At 63.0% G+C, this 17,886-nt stretch carries 17 protein-coding genes; 12 read left to right on the top strand and 5 right to left on the bottom strand.

The window, feature by feature from the left end:
• Positions 1 to 38 precede the first annotated feature (38 nt).
• On the bottom strand, positions 39 to 626 hold the full coding sequence (locus H9529_RS11960) for a transglycosylase SLT domain-containing protein (RefSeq protein WP_092884562.1): 588 nt from the start codon (positions 624 to 626) through the stop codon (positions 39 to 41).
• Positions 627 to 837: 211 nt separating this feature from the next.
• Here H9529_RS11960 and H9529_RS11955 point away from each other — a divergent pair, with 211 nt between their 5' ends.
• The 7 genes from H9529_RS11955 (at position 838) to H9529_RS11925 (ending at position 8,371) form a co-directional block, all read left to right on the top strand.
• On the top strand, positions 838 to 1,635 hold the full coding sequence (locus H9529_RS11955; RefSeq protein WP_092884560.1) for a flagellar motor protein MotB: 798 nt from the start codon (positions 838 to 840) through the stop codon (positions 1,633 to 1,635).
• A 93-nt stretch (positions 1,636 to 1,728) separates the two neighbouring features.
• The gene (locus tag H9529_RS11950; RefSeq protein ID WP_092884558.1) at positions 1,729 to 3,042 is read left to right on the top strand and encodes a flagellar hook protein FlgE; all 1,314 of its coding nucleotides are present in this window, start codon (positions 1,729 to 1,731) and stop codon (positions 3,040 to 3,042) included.
• 41 nt (positions 3,043 to 3,083) lie between these two features.
• A complete protein-coding gene (gene flgK / locus H9529_RS11945; RefSeq protein WP_092884556.1) occupies positions 3,084 to 4,517 on the top strand; it encodes a flagellar hook-associated protein FlgK in 1,434 nt (477 codons plus the stop codon).
• Between the two features lie 4 nt (positions 4,518 to 4,521).
• Positions 4,522 to 5,529: a hypothetical protein gene (locus H9529_RS11940; RefSeq protein ID WP_092884554.1), complete on the top strand. Its 1,008-nt coding sequence runs from the start codon at positions 4,522 to 4,524 to the stop codon at positions 5,527 to 5,529.
• Positions 5,526 to 6,626 carry a flagellar basal body P-ring protein FlgI gene (locus H9529_RS11935; RefSeq protein ID WP_092884552.1) on the top strand — a complete coding sequence of 367 codons (1,101 nt, stop codon included), beginning with the start codon at positions 5,526 to 5,528 and terminating at the stop codon, positions 6,624 to 6,626. Before H9529_RS11940 ends, H9529_RS11935 begins: the two co-directional genes overlap by 4 nt.
• Positions 6,627 to 7,132: 506 nt before the next feature.
• Positions 7,133 to 7,447 carry an H-NS histone family protein gene (locus H9529_RS11930; RefSeq protein WP_092884550.1) on the top strand — a complete coding sequence of 105 codons (315 nt, stop codon included), beginning with the start codon at positions 7,133 to 7,135 and terminating at the stop codon, positions 7,445 to 7,447.
• A 57-nt stretch (positions 7,448 to 7,504) separates the two neighbouring features.
• Positions 7,505 to 8,371 (top strand): YihY/virulence factor BrkB family protein, encoded by an 867-nt coding sequence (locus H9529_RS11925; RefSeq protein WP_223814154.1) that lies wholly within the window; start codon positions 7,505 to 7,507, stop codon positions 8,369 to 8,371.
• Here H9529_RS11925 and H9529_RS11920 read toward each other — a convergent pair.
• From H9529_RS11920 to sfsA, 3 genes are all read right to left on the bottom strand, one after another.
• The gene (locus tag H9529_RS11920; RefSeq protein WP_092884546.1) at positions 8,360 to 9,862 is read right to left on the bottom strand and encodes an alpha/beta hydrolase family protein; all 1,503 of its coding nucleotides are present in this window, start codon (positions 9,860 to 9,862) and stop codon (positions 8,360 to 8,362) included. The two genes, H9529_RS11925 and H9529_RS11920, sit on opposite strands and share 12 nt — an antisense overlap.
• A 16-nt stretch (positions 9,863 to 9,878) precedes the next feature.
• Positions 9,879 to 10,727, bottom strand: a complete 849-nt coding sequence (gene map, locus H9529_RS11915; protein WP_092885319.1) for a type I methionyl aminopeptidase — start codon at positions 10,725 to 10,727, stop codon at positions 9,879 to 9,881.
• A gap of 144 nt (positions 10,728 to 10,871) precedes the next feature.
• Positions 10,872 to 11,573, bottom strand: a complete 702-nt coding sequence (sfsA, locus tag H9529_RS11910) for a DNA/RNA nuclease SfsA (protein ID WP_092885317.1) — start codon at positions 11,571 to 11,573, stop codon at positions 10,872 to 10,874.
• Positions 11,574 to 11,646: 73 nt separating this feature from the next.
• On the opposite strand from sfsA, the gene H9529_RS11905 reads away from it, so the two are divergent.
• Genes H9529_RS11905 through H9529_RS11895 form a run of 3 tightly spaced genes read left to right on the top strand, consistent with a single transcriptional unit; the run spans position 11,647 to position 13,777 of the window.
• Complete coding sequence (locus tag H9529_RS11905; RefSeq protein ID WP_092884544.1) at positions 11,647 to 12,378, top strand: competence/damage-inducible protein A; 732 nt, start codon at positions 11,647 to 11,649, stop codon at positions 12,376 to 12,378.
• Positions 12,375 to 13,160 carry a GNAT family N-acetyltransferase gene (locus H9529_RS11900; RefSeq protein WP_092884542.1) on the top strand — a complete coding sequence of 262 codons (786 nt, stop codon included), beginning with the start codon at positions 12,375 to 12,377 and terminating at the stop codon, positions 13,158 to 13,160. The genes H9529_RS11905 and H9529_RS11900 overlap by 4 nt, the downstream gene beginning before the upstream one ends.
• Before the next feature lie 50 nt (positions 13,161 to 13,210).
• Positions 13,211 to 13,777 carry a peroxidase-related enzyme gene (locus H9529_RS11895; protein ID WP_092884540.1) on the top strand — a complete coding sequence of 189 codons (567 nt, stop codon included), beginning with the start codon at positions 13,211 to 13,213 and terminating at the stop codon, positions 13,775 to 13,777.
• Positions 13,778 to 13,807: 30 nt separating this feature from the next.
• On the opposite strand, the gene H9529_RS11890 is transcribed toward H9529_RS11895, so the two are convergent.
• Entirely contained in the window at positions 13,808 to 15,055 is a 1,248-nt protein-coding gene (locus H9529_RS11890; RefSeq protein WP_092885315.1) for an FAD-dependent monooxygenase, read from the bottom strand.
• 149 nt (positions 15,056 to 15,204) lie between these two features.
• Between H9529_RS11890 and H9529_RS11885 the strand changes: the two genes are divergently transcribed.
• Positions 15,205 to 16,536: an amidase gene (locus H9529_RS11885; protein ID WP_092884538.1), complete on the top strand. Its 1,332-nt coding sequence runs from the start codon at positions 15,205 to 15,207 to the stop codon at positions 16,534 to 16,536.
• 158 nt (positions 16,537 to 16,694) lie between these two features.
• A complete protein-coding gene (locus tag H9529_RS11880) occupies positions 16,695 to 17,873 on the top strand; it encodes an aminotransferase class I/II-fold pyridoxal phosphate-dependent enzyme (protein ID WP_092884536.1) in 1,179 nt (392 codons plus the stop codon).
• Positions 17,874 to 17,886 lie beyond the last annotated feature (13 nt).

The following is a 17,886-nucleotide window of genomic DNA, read 5'->3' as shown; positions in this document are numbered from 1 at the left end:
GAAAAAGCCGCCCCTCAGGGCGGCTTTTTTGCAATACCTCAGATCATGCGGCAGCTGCGCAACTGCGCGTCATACATCGCCGCGCGCGTTGCCACACGGTCCGCCACGGTGATCAGCCACGGCTTCGCGTTATACGACCCGCGCGCGAACCCTGTGTGGCCATCATGATAGGCAAGATACAAATTACGCGGGTCATTTGCCGGAATACCGTTGCGCTCCAGTGACTTGCTGGCATACCAGCCGATGAAATCGGTCGCATCGTTGATGTCATGGCGGTTGCTGCGGCGGTTGCCGGTCTCTTCCTGATACTCTTCCCAGGTCCCGTCCAGCGCCTGACTATAGCCATAGGCCGAAGACTGGCGCCCCATCGGAATGACGCCCAGTGTATAGCGGAACGGCGTGCGCGCATCGCCGATGAACCGGCTTTCGGCGTGAATGATCGCCATCTGCACCGCCACCGGCACACCCCAGCGGCGTTCCGCGTTGCGCATTGCGCTCAGGTAGACGGGACGCTCATCGACGATCGCGCAGGCGTTTTCCAGGTTGCGGGGGGCTGAAAACTCGCGCCCGCCGCCACAGGACGCCAGCAGGAGCAGCAAAACTGCTGTTTTTGTAAACTTGCTCATGACTGCCTCGGTACATTTAATTTTTTTTATATGTTACAGGATTTGCCTGCATATAGAAATGCGAAATCCCCGGTCATGGCCCCAAACGGATGACAATCCTGAGATATCGTGCGGCCCGTTGCAGCCCGCGCACCGCCCCCGCGACAGCTTTACCTTTCGTTCAGACCTGAATGTTAGCCTGTGTTTGGGTGACTAAAATCAGGGTGTTGGGATGGCGCAGTTAAATGACGTGCGGCCAATTATCATTAAGCGAAAGAAAGTGGTGGTCGGTGGTGGCCATCATGGCGGTGCGTGGAAAGTCGCATACGCCGATTTCGTGACAGCGATGATGGCCTTTTTCTTGATGATGTGGCTGCTGGGGTCGACAGATGAAACCCAGCGAAAGGGGTTGGCCGACTACTTCACCCCGACATATGCGGTGCACAGGGTGTCCGCCGGGGCAGATGGCGCGCTTAGCGGTCAGGGCATGATCCAGAACGAACGGATCGATGACGTGCCGACCGATGGCATCATCATCGAACGCGTAGCAACCGCGCTGACAGGTGTCGAAGAGGCACAAGCCGTGGTCGAGGACGCGCTGAGCGCATTGTCGGGCGAAAGTGCGGTGATCGACGATGCGCTGCGCCATGTCGTGACACGCGTCACGGATGAGGGGCTGGTGATCGAGTTGTTCGACCTCGATACGGTGCCGCTGTTCACAGGCGATACCGCGTCGCCGGAACCGATCCTGCTGGTCCTTGGGCAAATCCTGACCGATGTGCTGCAACTGGCGGTGAACCCCGTGGCGGTTGTCGGCCACACGCGGGAATATGCCTTGGTGGTGCGCAACAACCCGACCTGGGAATTGTCGGCGGACCGGGCGCAACTGATGCGCCGCCTGCTGGAGCAACGCGGACTGTCGCCTGACCGGGTGCGGCGCGTGACGGGGTTTGCCGACCGGCGTCCGGTGGTTGTCGATCCGATGTCGCCGCGCAACAACCGGCTGGAGGTTATCTTGCTGCGCGACTGAGCGTGCAAGGAAATGCGGTGTCATTAGCAGAACATTAAGTTGGAGCGCGCACAATGAAGAGGAATCAACGATCGCCACCAGAAAGGCAAACGCATGACCATTTCCTCTTCGATGAGCGCGGGACTAGCCGGGCTCACCTCGAACGCGGCGCGACTGGCCGGTATTTCCGACAACATCGCGAATTCTGGCACGCATGGGTATCGGCGGGTTGAAACGCAGTTTTCCTCCATGGTCCTGAGCAGCAGCGCCGCCGGATCCTACGCCGCAGGCGGTGTGCGCAACACGACACACCGCCTGATCGACCAGAGCGGGCCGATGATCAACACACAGAATTCCACCGATCTTGCCGTAAACGGCCGTGGATTTCTGCCCGTGACCACCGTTACCGCCGTGGGCAGCGGTGCGGGCACGCTGCCACTGATGCTGACCGGGACGGGGTCTTTCCGGCCAGATGCCGAAGGTGTTCTGCGCACCGCATCCGGGCTGGTCCTGCTGGGCTGGCCCGCTGATGCGAACGGCAATGTAGGCGCCTTCCCGCGCGACGCCATGGGTGGGCTGGAACCGATACGGGTGCAGGCGGGCGCGTTTACCGGCAACCCGACCAATCTGGTATCCATGGCGGTGAACTTGCCCGCCACCGCGACGCGCCCCGAAGCCAGTGGCGAACCCTATGCGCTGTCGATGGAATATTTCAGCAACCTCGGCACGCCGGAAACCATCAATATCGTGTTTGAACCGACACTGGACCCGGCAACCTCGACCAATACCTGGACCATGCGCTTCACCAATCCGCGCAATGCAGATGCAGTGATCGGTGAATACACGGTAAACTTCAACGCGGCCTCCACCAACGGTGGCACGCTGTCAAACGTGACGCGCACCGCAGCGGGCCTTGGCGGAAACTACGATCCCGCCACCGGAAGGTTTGCCCTGGACATCGGCGATCAAGTGATCGAGGTCGAGGTCGGGATGCCCGGCACATCTACCGGCCTGACGCAACTTGCCTCGTCCTTCGTGCCCGTGTCGATCACCAAGAACGGATCGGCGACAGGCAACCTGGTCAGCGTCAACGTCGATGAAAACGGCTTTGTCCGCTCCATCAACGATCAGGGCTTCAGCCGTGTGATCTATCAGATCCCGCTCATCAACGTTCCCAACCAGAACGGCCTGCGATCGCTCGACAGCCAGACCTATCAGATCTCGCAAGCCAGCGGCCCGTTCTTCCTGTGGAACGCGGGGGACGGGCCGACAGGCGGCATCGTGGGCTTTGCCCTTCAGGAATCCGCCGCAGATGTGGCGGCGGAACTGACGCAGCTGATCCGGACCCAGCGCGCGTATTCGTCCAATGCGAAGGTCATCCAGACGGTGGATGAGATGTTGCAGGAAACCACCAACATCAAACGCTGATTCTTGCGCCTGCACAGCTGAGCACCAACGGGATTTGAAACATGACCTTAAGCTACGCCCTGAATGCTGCGGTTTCAGGATTATCTGCCGTCTCCCGGGGAATTCAGGCGGTTTCCACCAACGTTGCCAACGCCGCGACTGACGATTACGGCGTGCGATCCCTCGTGCTGGCATCCCGCCCCAACACCAGCGGGGTCAGAATTGCCAGCGTGGATCGCGCATTGGATCAAGGCTTGCTGGAGCTGCGCCGACAGGCGCATGCCGGCGCCGCAGGCACCGGCATGCTTCAGGAATTCTGGCAGGCCCTCGACCGCCAGATCGGCACCCCGGACCACGCGGGATCGCTAACACAGCGCATTTCAGGGCTTGCATTTGCCCTGCAAGACGCTGCGGCCAATTCCGAAAGCGGGGCCAAACTTGCAAATGTCCGGCGGGCGGCCGACGCTATCGTGCAAAAGATTCAGGACACCGAAAGCTACATCCAGAAACAGCGCATGGCGGCAGACCAGGCAATCGGGCAGAATGTCGAAAGTCTGAATGCCGGTCTACAAAAGGTCGAGGCGCTGAACAAGTCCATCCGCCGGGCGGTCGCCGAAGGCCGCGATGCGCTGGGACTGATGGACATGCGACAGGCGGTGGTGTCTTCCCTTTCGGAAATCGTGCCGATTACTGAAATCAAACGCGAAGGCGGACGCATCGAACTGATGACGACGGGCGGGCTTGTGCTGCTGGATCACAAGCCCGCAGTCTTCGGATTTGCCCCCGCGCGCGCCCTGGATTCGACCATGACGGCTGCGGGCGGTGAATTGTCGGGGCTGACTGTGAATGGTCACGAAATCTCGCTGACCTCTACCAGGATAGCGGGCGGGACGCTTGCCGCCGCCATCGACATGCGCGACACGCTTGCCCCCGACGCACAAATGCGGCTCGACACGCTGGCCCAGGATCTGGTCAACCGCTTCGCGGACCCACTGATCGACCCGACCCTTCCCACCAATCAGCCCGGGCTTTTCACGATCGACGGTGCCGTCGCAACCCCGGTGGAGCTTGCGGGGTCGGCTGGTCGGCTGAAACTGAACCCGCTGATCGCCGCCGCGAATGGCGAAGCGGACTGGAGGCTGCGCAGCGGGATGGGCGCCACAACCCCGGCGCCAACCGGCGAGACGACCTTGCTTCTAAGGCTTGGTGACGCTCTGGAAACAAGGAAACCGCTGACGCCCGGCAGCCCGGCCCATAGCGTATTAGGCCATACCACCGCTTTCGCATCACATATCGGCTCGGCGAGTTACAGCGCAGAAATCTCCCATAGCTATGCAGCCGGGCGCGATTCCGAATTGCTGGAACTGATCAAGCGTGGCGGCGTAGACACCGATGCAGAGATGCAAAAACTGTTGCGGCTGGAGCAGGCATATGCCGCAAACGCCCGCGTCATCCAGGCCGTGGATGAAATGATGCGTACAATCCTGGAGATCTGAAATCATGACCGGAATCACCTTGGGCGACATGGCCAAAGGCTTTCATAGCCAGCGCGCTGCCGGCGCCGCCAAGCTGCGCATCTCCCAGCTATCAACCGCGCTGTCGACCGGCAAAGCAGCCGATACCAATGCGGCCCTTCGGGGCAGCTATGTCCGCTTTGCCGAACTCCATCACCAGCATCAGTTGAACACTGCCTTTTTGAAGAACGGGACCAGAATTGCGACAGATCTGAGCGCCATGCAGGCAGTTTTGCAAAAGGTTGCGCAACCGGTCAAACAGCTGGCAGTAGATTTCCTACAAGTGGGGACCGAAGCCGATAGTGGAAAAATCCAACGCTCCATCAGCGAAGCGCGGACCATGTTCACCCAAACAGTTGCCGATCTGAATGGATCAGCCGGAGGGCGAACGCTGCTCGCAGGGGTGGACGACGATCAACCAGCCCTTACATCGGGTGCAGCCATTTTGGCTAGGGTTCAGACACATGTTTCGGGCCTGACCGTTGCGTCAGACATCATCTCTGCCGTCGAGGACTGGTTCATGGCGCCAGGGGGCGAATATGACCAACATGCATATCTGGGCGGTGCTGCTTCCACCGAAAGACTGGCGATCAACCAATCCTCCGGCATCTTCGGACCAGAGATAACAGCCGCGACACCAGATATCCGAAAAGTGCTGGCCCAATACGCCAAGGTAGCTGTGCTTTCAGACACCCCGCTGAACGAAACTGGTAAGGCCGCCGTCATCCGGGCTGCGGGGCAGGAACTTTTCGGGGCGGATTATGGGCTGATCAACCTATCAGCTTCAGTGGGGCAAATTCAGGAGAGTGTGGAGGCGAACAGGGTACATCTGGTTTCAAACAATGCCGCAATTGATATAGCACGCAATTCGCTGACCGACGTCGATCAGTTCGAAACGGCCACATCGCTTCAGAATGCAATTTCACAGCTGGACGCGATATACACATTGACGGCGCGTTCAGCGGGACTGTCGCTGGTCGGGTATATGCGATGATGCGCATCCTGATCGGAGTCATCTTTATTCTTGCGCAAGCGACCATGGCGTCTGCGAACGTCCGTCTGAAAGATCTGGTCGAATTTGACGGCGTGCGTGGCAATGACCTTTTGGGATATGGGCTGGTTGTCGGATTGAATGGTACGGGTGACGGCATGCGGAATGCGCCATTCACCGAAGACATCATGGCAAATATTCTGGAACGGCTGGGCGTAAATGTAACTGGCGAGCAATTCAGGCCACAGAACGTCGCGGCGGTGATCGTGACGGCAAGTTTACCGCCTTTTTCACGAACCGGCGGGCGTATCGACGTAACGGTTTCGGCAATCGGTGACGCCTCCAGCCTTCTGGGCGGCACATTGGTCATGACCCCGCTGAATGGAGCGGATGGGCAGATATATGCGGTCGCGCAGGGTTCCATTCTGGCAGGCGGCGTTTCAGCCGAAGGCGAGGCTGCGACGGTCGTTCAGGGCGTTCCGACAGCGGGTATCATCCCGCTCGGCGCCCGGGTAGAGCGCGAAGTCGATTTCGATTTCGGCGGACTGTCCCGCATACGGCTGGCGCTGCGCTACCCGGATTTCACGACTGCGGCCCGCATCGAGCAAGCGATCAATGCAGATTTCGGGCGTGAGGTCGCGGAAATGCTGGATGCAGGAACGGTCGTTCTGGATGTGGGGGCGACGCGGGCACGATCGCCCGCGCATGCGCTAACGCGCATCGAGAACCTTCAGATCGCACCGCAATTGCGCGCCCGTGTCGTTGTAGACCAAAGGTCAGGGACCATCGTGATTGGCGATACCGTACGGATCAGCCGGGTCGCCGTGGCGCAGGGCGGCCTGACCCTGCGGGTTGAGGAAGAACCGATGGTCGTTCAGCCAAACCCCTTTACGGATGGCGAAACTGTTGTTGTACCCCGAACCCGCGTTGATATTGAAGAAGAAGACGGCACCGGTCTCGCTCAGATCAATGAAGGGACATCACTGGCCGAAGTCGTTGCAGGGCTGAATGCGTTGGGCGTTGCACCACGGGAGATGATTGACATACTCAACAGCATCAACGCAGCGGGCGCATTGCATGCGGAACTGATCGTCAGATAGCAACGACTGCCGCAGTGCGGCGATCCTCGTTGAGGCGCGTTCTAATGCAACAAAAGTATGCCGGGGTCTGCGACTGCATTGCTGCAAACCCCACCAGATGTGACCCAAGATCTCGTTCCCATTATATCGCATTCCAATAAGAAGCCGTTTTTTCAAGCGGCTTATGTCAGAGTGGATGCGAGACTTTATAAAGCACATACGATCTGGTCAAAACTCACACCAGCCTGCGGTGCCGCCAATAGAATGTCATCTGCGGCGCAGAGGGAATATGCTTCAACCCTACGCAGCGCTCACCTTTGAAACGACCGGACCCCGCAGTTTTGAGGCTGAGCAAACAGCTTTATTGATGAAGGTAATCCTTCAGTGTCCCGTTTTTGATACTCCAATTCTATCGCGTGGACTCGACACTTGCAAAATGAGGAAGTAAACACCTTCTAAATCATGGCCCGTGTTTTCAGAGTTTTGCGGGCTGAACTGACGCTTGGCAAGAACACCGGGGATAAACCATGACAATCGACATCAGCAGCCTTTCGTTGAAAGAGTTGAAGAAGCTCCACAAAGAAACTGGCGCCGCCATCGAAACCTATTCAGAACGCAAACGCCAAGAAGCATTGGCGGAACTCGAGGCGGTCGCGCGTGACAAGGGATATACCTTGGCGGAACTGACCGGGGTATCAGGCAAGAAAAAACCGAAACCCGTTGTCGCGAAATATTCAAACCCGACCGACCCGACGCAAAAATGGTCAGGGCGAGGGCGCAAGCCGCGTTGGGTAACGGAATTGCTCGCTTCCGGGAAGACGCTGTCAGACATTGAAATCTGAGTACGGATGACTTTTGCTTCTGCAATATTTTATGCGTTCCGTCATCTGAGTGATACCTTGCAATTGATCCAGCGGCGTCACCTTGGCCTTGTTTCGGCCGGGGTGGCGTTTTTTGCAATGCTGGCGATCTTTCCGGCAGTGGCAGCCGTCATCGCGTTGTTCGGATACTTTACCGATCCACAGCTGATCCAGAACCAACTGGAACTGTTGTCGGATTTCATCCCCACAGACGCCTACACGCTGTTGCGAAACCAGGTGCTGAGGCTGGTACAGACCAATGACAGCACATTGGGCTGGACATCGGTCATTTCGATCGGGGCCGCCTTGTGGTCGGCGCGGCGCGGGGTTGCGGCGCTGATCCAGGGACTCAATGCGATTTACGGTACGCACAGCCGCGGCGGGCTACGCGACATGATCGTTGCGGTGGCGATGACGGGCGCGATGGTGCTGGTGGCGCTGGTGGCACTGGCGGCGCTGGTGATCGTGCCGATCTTGCTGGCCTTCTTTCCGTTGGGCGGGTTCTACGGGGTATTGCTGGAGGTGCTGCGCTGGGCGGCGGCGCTGGGCGTCCTGGTCGTCGGGCTGGCGCTGTTCTACCGCTATGGTCCGAACCGGGAAGGCGTCGGACGCGGGCGCTGGGCATCGCCGGGACTCGCGCTGGCCGTGGTGCTCTGGGCCGGAGCGTCGGTGGCGTTTTCGATATTTCTGGCGAATTTCGGCAATTACAATGAGGTTTACGGCTCTATCGGCGCGGTGGTCGCGCTGTTGATGTGGTTCTACATCTCGGCCTATTCGGTGCTGCTGGGCGGCGTGCTGAACTCGGTCATGGAGGGACGACACCGCAAGGAAGTGTCGCCTTTCGTCGACGAAGAACCCTCGGACACAGCGGGAGGCGCAGCCGCTTCCGTGCCGTCAGACGAATAGCGGAAAGGTCACGCCCAGTGACCATGCCAGCACAAGGCCCAGCCCGATACCGCCTGCGGCGGGCAGGCCGGAGCGGCGACCGACCCAGCCCCCCATCACGCCGAACAGGATGAAGAACAGCAAGATCACCGGCAGGATGATCAGCAGGAAAAACAACCGCTCAAAGTCCAGCGCGACGGCCAGCCCCAGGGACGCCAGAAACAAGGCGCGGACAGTAACGGTGCGCCAGATTGCCGCCCGGCCGCCCATGGTCAGGAACGCATCACCCAGCATGAAGGGCACCGCACCCAGCGCCATGGCGGCAATGATGGGGACGCGGCCGGCGTGCGGGAAAAACGACGCGACATAGCGGTCCATCACCCCGCCGAACACAGCTATCCCGAAAACCGCGACGGCGGCGGCGATCCACAAGCTGCGGCCCCAGTGGTGCGGCCCGGACAGGCGGGCGCGGTTCATCCATGCCAGAAGGCCCAGCGTCAGCGCGCCATAGACCGCGAAATGCAGCGCCAGGTAATCGGCCACCAGCACCGGCAGGAAGCGGGTGTCAAAGGGCCAGAGAACCAACGGTGTCAGCAGGGCCGGTGTCCCTGCGGTGATGAGGAAAGCACCCCGGGACAGAGGCGCGGCGACAGTGGTCGCGGCAGGCAACAGGCCAGCAAGGGGCCAGCCCAGCGCCACCACCGCGACCAGCAACAGCGCAATCCAGCCACCGCGCTGCAGGGCGTTAATCTCGCTCATCCGCCCGAATGTCGCATCCAGCCAAGCCTGCGCCTCGGTCAACGATGTCATGGAATAGAGGACGCCGACATGTTCAACCATCGGCGCGAAAACGGCGCGGCGGCCGGTACCGGTGGCGGGGTCGCCCACGGTCTGGCCTGCGACAGCGTCGGGATCGGCCAGATGCAGGGCGCGCAACGCCTCGGTCTTCAACATGCCTTCCCAGTCGCCCACGAGGATCAGAAGGTTGGCGGGCGTGCTGGCCGTCACCGCCTGCGAGAACATGGAGACCGCGACGGTTGCCGTCACCCGGTCGTCGGCAAGCGACTGCCGCACCACGATGTCGGATGCCATGGAATGGCCCAGCAGCGCGACCCTGCCATCGGCCAGCGGATGCGCAAGGGCGGCATCGGTGACGCGCCCGACCTCCTGCATCAAAAGCTGTGTGGTGCCATCGACCGAGGTAACGTCGCCCGACATCGGCACCGGGTTCCGGCCATGGCCCATGAAGTCGAACGTCGCAACCAGATAGCCTGATTGCGCCAGCGTCAGCGCGAAGGGGTGCATCAGTTGCTCCGACCCGGCAAAGCCATGGGCGATCACCACCAACGGCGCGGGCGTGGCGTCTGCGCGGTGGAACAGCGTGGCGGGCGTGCTGCCCGTCCCTTCCAGCGCGGTGATGACCAGCCCGGCGCGGTCACGCTCCAACTGCCAGATGCACAGCGCGGCGATGGCCAATGCCATCACCCCTGTAAGCGCGCGCAGCGCCGTCATGCCGAGGCCACCGCCGCTACCATGTCGGGTGGAATTTCCCAGCAGGCGACAGTGTGAAGATCTCGGCCCCGCTGGCGGTCACGCCGACCGAATGTTCAAACTGCGCCGACAACGATTTGTCGCGCGTGATGGCAGTCCAGTCGTCGCGCAGCACCTTGGTTTCGGGACGGCCGATGTTCACCATGGGCTCGATCGTGAAGAACATCCCCTCTTCCAGCACCGGGCCAGTGCCCGCGCGGCCATAGTGCAGCACATTGGGCGGCGCGTGGAACACACGGCCCAGCCCGTGGCCACAGAAGTCGCGCACGACCGACATACGCTCAGCCTCGACATAGGATTGGATCGCATGGCCGATATCGCCGAAGGTGTTGCCGGGGCGCACGGCCTCGATCCCGCGCATCAGCGCGTCATGGGTGATGTTGATGAGGCGTTCGGCAAACGGCTTCAGCTTTCCCGCCACATACATGCGCGAGGTGTCGCCGAACCAGCCATCCACAATCACCGTCACGTCGATGTTGATGATATCGCCGTCCAGCAAGATGTCGCCATCGCGCCGTGGCGCCGGGGCCTTGCTGTAGGGGATCTTTGCGCCGGGGATGCCGTGACACACCACATGGTTGACGCTGATGCACGACGCATGCTGATAGCCGCGGTAGCCGATGGTGGCCGAGGCAGCGCCCGAGGCCGCAACCCGTTCCGTGATGATGCGGTCCAGTTCGCCCGTGGTCTGGCCGGGTACGACATGCGGCGCGATCTCATCCAGGATATGCGCGGCCAGTTGCCCGGCGGCGCGCATCCCAGCGAAATCTGCGGGCGCGTGCAGCGTGATCCCGTCGCGTGTGGTCTGGCCTGAAGTATCTTCCAAAAGAGCCTCCGAAATCGGTCGGTATTGGGGCATGAATACCCAAGGCGCATCGGATTTACCAGCCGAAGCCTGCGCCCTGGTGCCGTCTTGGGAATATCTAGCCCGGTTTTTCGGCAGGAGGTATCTTGTGCATCCCGCAGCTGATCACAAGGGGGGTGTGGGGATCGGCGCGCCGAAAGTGATGCCTTGGAGCGTGATGTCACAAGCATGGGCCAGCACCTCGACCCCCGCGCGGCGGGCAGCGTCATAGGCGCTTGCATAGGCCGGGTCCAGATCGGCGGCGATACCAAAGCCCGCGCAATCGGTGCGGCTGATGAGGTAAAGCATCACGGCCCGGTGCCCCGCCCCCCGCGCCTGTGCCAGATCCGCCAGATGCCGCGCGCCGCGTGTGGTCACGGTATCGGGGAACAGCGCCTGCGCGCCCCGGCGCAGGGTGACGCTTTTAACCTCCAGATACACATCCGGCAGGCCGGGCGCGGTGGCGCGGAAATCAACGCGTGAAGCACCCAGCACCACCTCGCGCCGGAAATCGGTATAAGCGCTGAGGGTGGCGACGCGGCCCTGCGCCAGCCCCTCGGCCACAATGCGGTTGGGCAGGCTGGTGTCGATATTGGCCAGCCCGCCACCCGGCAGGCCCACCAGACGCCAGCCATAGGCCAGCTTCTTGCGCGGGTCGGTGTTCGGCTCCAGCCAGCAGGTCAGACCCGGCGTGTCCAGCCCGGTCATCGCGCCGGTATTGGGGCAATGCGCGGTGACAGCCTGCCCGTCGGCCAGCGTGAAGTCGGCCAGAAACCGTTTGTAGCGCCGGATCAGTCGGGCGGGGATCAAGGGGGTTTGAAACTGCATGACCGCGCGCTTATACCCTTGCATGGCACCCGCGCCCAGCCCAAAGCCCCGCATGATTGCAAGGAGTATCCCGATGCCCAACCCGACTGCCGCCATGCTGGTGATTGGCGATGAAATCCTGTCCGGCCGCACCCGCGACGCGAATATGTACCATCTCGCCGGGGAGCTGGCGCGCCACGGCATTGATCTGGCCGAGGTGCGGATCGTGTCTGATGTAGAGGCACAGATCGTCGGCGCGCTGAACGACCTGCGCGCGGCCTATGACCATGTCTTCACCTCGGGAGGAATCGGGCCGACGCATGACGATATCACCGCCGATGCGGTCGCAAAGGCCTTTGGCGTGGGAATCGGTATCCGCGACGATGCCCGCGCGATTCTGGCCGCGCATTATCAGCGCACCGGGCTGGAACTGAACGAGGCGCGGTTGCGCATGGCCCGCATCCCCGACACTGCGACGCTGATCGACAACCCGGTGTCGTCTGCCCCCGGGTTCTGCATCGACAATGTGTATGTGATGGCGGGGGTGCCTTCGGTCTTTCAGGCCATGGTGGCTAGCGTATTGCCCGGCCTGACGGGGGGCGCGCCGCTTCTGTCGCAGACGCTGCGCGTGCAGCGTGGCGAGGGCGAGATCGCCACGCCCCTGCGCGCCCTGGCCGAGGCGCATCCAAAGCTGTCCATCGGGTCCTACCCCTTCGTGCGCGACGGGGTTTACGGCGCGAATATCGTAGTGCGGGGCGCGGACGGGGCCGAGGTTCAGGCCGCGATGCTGGCATTGTGCAAGCTGTTCCCGGAAGCCGTGGAATGAGCATTGCCGAAGGTCAAGCGTCAGGGACCGGGCAAGGCGCTGGCGCGCACAGCGCCGCACACATCTTTGCCGCACTGGATGCGACATGGCCCGCCGCGCGGGTCACGCAGCAAGGCCCATGGCTCTTGCGCGACGGGCAAGGCGGCGGGCAGCGTGTCTCGGCCACCCTACTGGCGCCGGGCATGGATGCCGCGGCAATCAGTGCAGATGATGTCACACAGGCTGAGGGGGCGCAGGCCGCCGCCACCGGCCAGCCGCCACTTTTTGCGCTGCGCGGTGTGGATCACGCGCCGCTTGATGCACTGCTGGCGGCGCGGGGCTATGTCATCAACGACCCCACGGTGATCTATGCCGCGCCGACAGCGGCGCTGGCGATTGAGCCCGGGCCCGTCAGCCTGTTCCCTCTTTGGCCACCGCTGGCGATCATGCGTGACCTCTGGGCGGCGGCGGGCACCGGGCCTGCCAGGCTGGCAGTAATGGAACGCGCCTGTGCGCCCAAAGCGGGCCTGATCGCCCGGCAATCCGATCGCGCGGTCGGCGTTGGCTTTGTCGCCTGCCATGACGGGATCGCCATGCTGCACGCGGTTGAGGTTTCACCGGCCTTTCGCCGTCAGGGAATCGGTGCGCGCATCGTCACGGGTGCCGCGTGGTGGGCGCAGGCCGAAGGTGCCACCACCTTCGCGCTGGCCGTCACCGCAGGCAATGCAGGTGCACGCGCCCTTTACGCACGGCTTGGCATGACGCAGGTTGCATCCTATCACTACCGCCTGAAATCTGCTTAGGCTGCCGCAACGTCACCTTATCACATTCCCTAACGCGAAGGTCGCGCCCCATGTCCCAACAGCCCACAGCCCTTGATCTGCCCCCCGTCGATCCACTGCCCGACGCAACGGCGCGGTTCTTTGACATTTGCGTCGAAAAGCTGGGATTCATCCCCAATGTGCTGCGCGCCTATGCCTTTGACATCGAAAAGTTGAACGCATTCTCGGCGATGTACAACGACCTGATGCTGGGCGACAGCGCGCTGACGAAGCTGGAGCGCGAGATGATCGCCGTCGTCGTCTCGTCGATCAACCGCTGCTGGTATTGCCAAGTGGCGCACGGTGCGGCTGTACGGCAATTGTCGGGCGATCCCGCGCTGGGCGAGGCGATGGTAATGAACTACCGCTTCGCGCCATTGGACGACCGCACCCGCGCCATGCTGGATTTTGCGGCCCTTGTGACCGAACACAGCGCGAAAGTGTCCGAAGCCGACCGCGAAGTGCTGCGGACGCATGGCTTCAGCGACCGCGATTTATTCGACATTATCGCGGTTGTGGGGTTCTTCAGCATGTCGAATCGCATGGCCTCGGCCACCGGCATGGAGCCGAACCCGGATTATCACGCGCTGGCGCGGTGATCGCACCGCTCTCCAGGCAGATGGCGCCAATCAGATCGCGCGGCCCTGCAACAGGCGCGGGACATCCCCGCTAAGGCCAGCGGCTTGCCGGATGAACCCGCGCCGCAGCCCCGGTATGGCGCTGACCGCGCCCATGCCCAGGTCGCGCGCGGCACGCAGCAGCGGGTTGTCATTGGAAAACAGTCGGTTGACAGCGTCAGTGCCCAGCGCCAGCATCGTGGTATCGAACCGGCGCCAGGTCTGGTAGCGGTCCAGCACCAGCGGTGAGGCAATGTCCTCGCCGCGCCTTGCAGCCTCGATCACCACCTGCGCCAGCGCCCCAACATCGCGCAGCCCCAGATTCAACCCTTGCCCCGCGATGGGGTGCACGCCATGCGCAGCATCCCCCACAAGCGCGAGACGTGAGCCGATGAAACTGTTCGCCAACGTCAGGTTCAGCGGATAGGCCCAGCGCTTGCCCGCCAGCCGGATCGCGCCGAGGAAATCCCCGAAGGCCGGGCGCAGCGCACTTAGATAATCATCGTCGGACAGGGCCTGAATGGCGGCGGCGGTCGCGGTCCGCTCGCTCCAGACGATTGAGGACCTGTTGCCCGGCAGCGGCAGGATTGCCAGCGGTCCGGCGGGCATGAAGAACTGATGCGCGATGCCGCTGTGCGGCAGATCGTGGTCGATGGCGCAGACCATCGCGGTCTGGCCATAATCCCAGCCGGTGCGCCGGATGCCCGCCCGCGCCGCCGTGCCGCTGGTGCGCCCGTCGCAACCGACCAGCAGGCGGGCGTGCAGTTGGCTTCCATCGTCCAGCGTCACGCAGGCTTGGCGCGCGCCGCCGGTATCTTGCGCCACCACCCGTGCGCCGGGACGGTAGGTGATCAGCGGTTGGGCAGCCATGGCTTCATGCAGCGCGCCGCGCAGGTAGCGGTCTTCCAGCATGTGGCCCATCGGGCCTTCCTCGATCTCGGCATGGTCAAAATGCAGGAAGAAAGGGGCAGCACCCTGCCCCGCTCGCCCGTCGCTGGCCTTGATCTCCAGCATCGGCTGGGCTTTGTCCGCCACCCGGTCCCAGATGCCAAGGGCCTTCAGCGCACGGCACGAGGCCATGGCAAGCGCATAGGCCCGTCCGTCAAAGGCACTGTAGGTATCGGTGCCAGGCCGGTCATGGGTGTGCGCCGGGGCGGCATCTACAACTGTAACCCGCAGCCCGCCTGACGCCAGCGCAAGCGCCAGCACCGGCCCATTCAGCCCGCCCCCGACGATCAGAATATCTGTCTCATGTGTCATGGCGCCAATATGCGCCTGATGGCGGAATTGTCCATGCGACATGCACAGCAGGACCACGACCCACCACGGGAAGGTTGATTCATCGCGGCTTCGCGCCGATAACACCCTGCGGGAAAAGCAAAACGACAGCAGGGCAAAGGGGCGCGCCGATGGGCAAGGACTGGCAGAACAAAAGCGCGGCAGCACTGGGCCGGGGTGTTGAGGCGGGGGAAATCTGCCCGGTTGCACTGGCCGAGACGTTCCTCGATGCCGCCGCCGGGCATGCCTTGGGCAACCGCATCTATGCCCGACTGACGCGGGACAGCGCCCTTGCACAGGCCGCCAGCGCACGGGCGCGGGCAAAGGCCGGACAGCGCCTTGGGCCGCTGGATGGGGTGCCGGTGTCGTGGAAAGACCTGTTCGACACCGCAGGCATCGCGACCGAGGCGGGATCGGCCGTGTTGCAGGGCCGCACGCCCGACCGCGATGCCGAGGTTGTCGCCAATGCCACAGCAGCAGGCATGATTGGCCTCGGCAAGACGCATATGTCGGAATTCGCCTATTCCGGGCTGGGGCTGAACCCGGTGACCGCCACGCCGCCCTGCGTGAACAACCCCGATGCCGTGCCGGGGGGAAGTTCTTCCGGGGCGGCGGCCTCGGTCGCCTTCGGGCTGGCGCCCCTGGCCATCGGGTCGGATACGGGCGGGTCGGTACGAATACCGGCCGCCTGGAATGACCTTGTGGGGCTGAAAACCACCGCCGATCGGGTCAGTCTGCGCGGCGTGGTGCCGCTGGCCTTGCGGTTCGACACAATCGGCCCCTTGGCCCGGACGGTCGAGGATGCGGCGCTGGCGCTGGCCGCGCTGGAAGGCCGCCGCGCCCCCGATCTGCGCGGCGCATCGCTGGACGGCGTTCGGTTTTTGGTGCTGGACAATGTTGCATTCGACGATATCCGCGCGGCACCGCTGGGCGGGTTCGACACGGCCATCGCGCGGCTGGAAGCGGCGGGCGCAACCGTCACGCGGCGCGCCGTAGCGGCAGTATCCGAGGCAATGCCGCTGTCGGCGGTCATTTATACGCCGGAATGCTACGGCATCTGGCGCGACGTGATCGAGCCCAAGGCCGATCTGATGTTCCCCCCGATTCTGGAGCGCTTCCGGTCCGGCATGGACCATAGCGCCACCGATTACGTTGCGGCCTGGAACCGGCTGGACCGATTACGCGCAGCCTATCTGGCCGATACTGCCGAATATGATGCAGTGGTACTGCCCACCGCACCGAACCTGCCGCCAGATGCCGGGCGCCTGATGTCGGACCATGCCTATTACGGCGTGGAAAACCTGCTGACCCTGCGCAACACACGCATCGGCAACCTGATGGGACTGTGTGTGCTGACCCTGCCAACCGGCGTGCCATCCACCGGGATCAGCCTGATGTGCCCGCCGATGGCGGAGGCGCGGCTGCTGCGGCTGGGCGCGGCTGCCGAGGCGGCACTGCGTTGAGATGTCACGCGATTACCCCCGGCAATCCGCCGGGGCGTAAATGCCACAACCCGATACCACAAGCCCCAAGAACCGCAGCGTTTTTCTGGACCCGGCGGGTCAGACAGGCTAACGTGTCCGCAACGGGGCGATAACGACCCCGATCCATGAGGCAGTCCATGAGTTTCCCTGAGCGGTTTTCGAACCTGCCAGAATACGCGTTTCCGCGCCTGCGCGCGTTGCTTGACGTCCATCAACCGGGCGGCACGCCCGTTGCCATGACGATCGGCGAACCGCGCCACCCGATGCCGCCCTTCGTGGGGGAAATCCTGGCCGACTCGCTGGCCGGTTTTGCCCGCTACCCCAGCAATGAGGGCACGCCCGACCTACTGGCCGCGATCAGCGGCTGGCTGACACGACGCTATGGCGTGACCGTGCCCGACGCCCAAATCATGGCGCTGAACGGCACGCGTGAGGGGTTGTTCAACGCGGCCCTGGCACTCTGCCCCGAATCCAAGGCAGGGGGCCAGCCCGTCATCCTGACGCCCAACCCGTTCTATCAGGTCTATGCGGTCGCGGCCCTCGCTGTGGGGGCGCAGCCGGTCTATGTGCCCGCGACGGCCAACACGGGCCACCTCCCCGACTACCGCGCCCTGCCCGACGAGGTGCTGAACCGCACCGCGATTGCCTATGTCTGTTCGCCCGCAAACCCGCAGGGGGCCGTGGCCGACCGCGCCTATTGGGCCGATCTGCTGGCGCTGGCCGAGCAGTATGATTTCCAGATATTTGCCGATGAATGCTACGCCGAGATCTACCGCGACACGCCCCCGCCGGGCATTCTGGAAGCCGCCGCCGAGGCGGGTGCCAGCGCCGAGCGTGTGCTGAGCTTTCATTCACTGTCCAAACGCTCGAACCTTCCGGGGCTGCGATCAGGCTTTGTCGCGGGCGGCGTGGAAAGCATCCGCCGCATCCGCCAGCTGCGCGCCTATGCCGGGGCGCCGCTGCCGCTGCCGCTGCAAGCCGTCGCCACCGCCGCCTGGAACGATGAGGCGCATGTGACCGTCAGCCGTGAGATGTACCGCGAGAAATACCGCATCGCCGATGCGGTCTTCGGCGGCATGCAGGGCTATGTCCCGCCGCAGGCCGGGTTTTTCCTGTGGCTGCCGGTGCCCGACGGCGAAGACGCCGCGCTGCGCCTGTGGCGCGAAACCGGCGTGCGGGTGCTGCCGGGTGCCTATCTCAGCCGCGACGTCGATGGCGTGAACCCCGGCAAATCCTACATCCGCGTGGCCATGGTGGCCGAGCGTGACGAAATGCAGACCGCGCTGATCCAGCTGCGTGACTGTCTCTATCCATAAAGGCGAGGGCGAA

It is taken from the genome of Roseicitreum antarcticum, assembly GCF_014681765.1.
Lineage (GTDB): Bacteria > Pseudomonadota > Alphaproteobacteria > Rhodobacterales > Rhodobacteraceae > Roseicitreum > Roseicitreum antarcticum.
Note: the sequence above shows the minus strand (reverse complement) of the source record. Positions and strands in the feature narration are given on the sequence as shown.

What these genes read in the sequence shown, in the direction of transcription:
- H9529_RS11905 (WP_092884544.1), top strand. Translation starts at nt 11,647, where the DNA reads ATGCCCAACCCGACTGCCGCCATGCTGGTGATTGGCGATGAAATCCTG.
- H9529_RS11930 (WP_092884550.1), top strand. Translation starts at nt 7,133, where the DNA reads ATGACAATCGACATCAGCAGCCTTTCGTTGAAAGAGTTGAAGAAGCTC.
- H9529_RS11940 (WP_092884554.1), top strand. Translation starts at nt 4,522, where the DNA reads ATGACCGGAATCACCTTGGGCGACATGGCCAAAGGCTTTCATAGCCAG.
- H9529_RS11960 (WP_092884562.1), bottom strand. Translation starts at nt 626, where the DNA reads ATGAGCAAGTTTACAAAAACAGCAGTTTTGCTGCTCCTGCTGGCGTCC.
- H9529_RS11880 (WP_092884536.1), top strand. Translation starts at nt 16,695, where the DNA reads ATGAGTTTCCCTGAGCGGTTTTCGAACCTGCCAGAATACGCGTTTCCG.
- H9529_RS11885 (WP_092884538.1), top strand. Translation starts at nt 15,205, where the DNA reads ATGGGCAAGGACTGGCAGAACAAAAGCGCGGCAGCACTGGGCCGGGGT.
- H9529_RS11920 (WP_092884546.1), bottom strand. Translation starts at nt 9,862, where the DNA reads ATGACGGCGCTGCGCGCGCTTACAGGGGTGATGGCATTGGCCATCGCC.
- H9529_RS11935 (WP_092884552.1), top strand. Translation starts at nt 5,526, where the DNA reads ATGATGCGCATCCTGATCGGAGTCATCTTTATTCTTGCGCAAGCGACC.
- flgK (WP_092884556.1), top strand. Translation starts at nt 3,084, where the DNA reads ATGACCTTAAGCTACGCCCTGAATGCTGCGGTTTCAGGATTATCTGCC.
- sfsA (WP_092885317.1), bottom strand. Translation starts at nt 11,573, where the DNA reads ATGCAGTTTCAAACCCCCTTGATCCCCGCCCGACTGATCCGGCGCTAC.
- H9529_RS11955 (WP_092884560.1), top strand. Translation starts at nt 838, where the DNA reads ATGGCGCAGTTAAATGACGTGCGGCCAATTATCATTAAGCGAAAGAAA.
- H9529_RS11950 (WP_092884558.1), top strand. Translation starts at nt 1,729, where the DNA reads ATGACCATTTCCTCTTCGATGAGCGCGGGACTAGCCGGGCTCACCTCG.
- H9529_RS11890 (WP_092885315.1), bottom strand. Translation starts at nt 15,055, where the DNA reads ATGACACATGAGACAGATATTCTGATCGTCGGGGGCGGGCTGAATGGG.
- H9529_RS11900 (WP_092884542.1), top strand. Translation starts at nt 12,375, where the DNA reads ATGAGCATTGCCGAAGGTCAAGCGTCAGGGACCGGGCAAGGCGCTGGC.
- H9529_RS11895 (WP_092884540.1), top strand. Translation starts at nt 13,211, where the DNA reads ATGTCCCAACAGCCCACAGCCCTTGATCTGCCCCCCGTCGATCCACTG.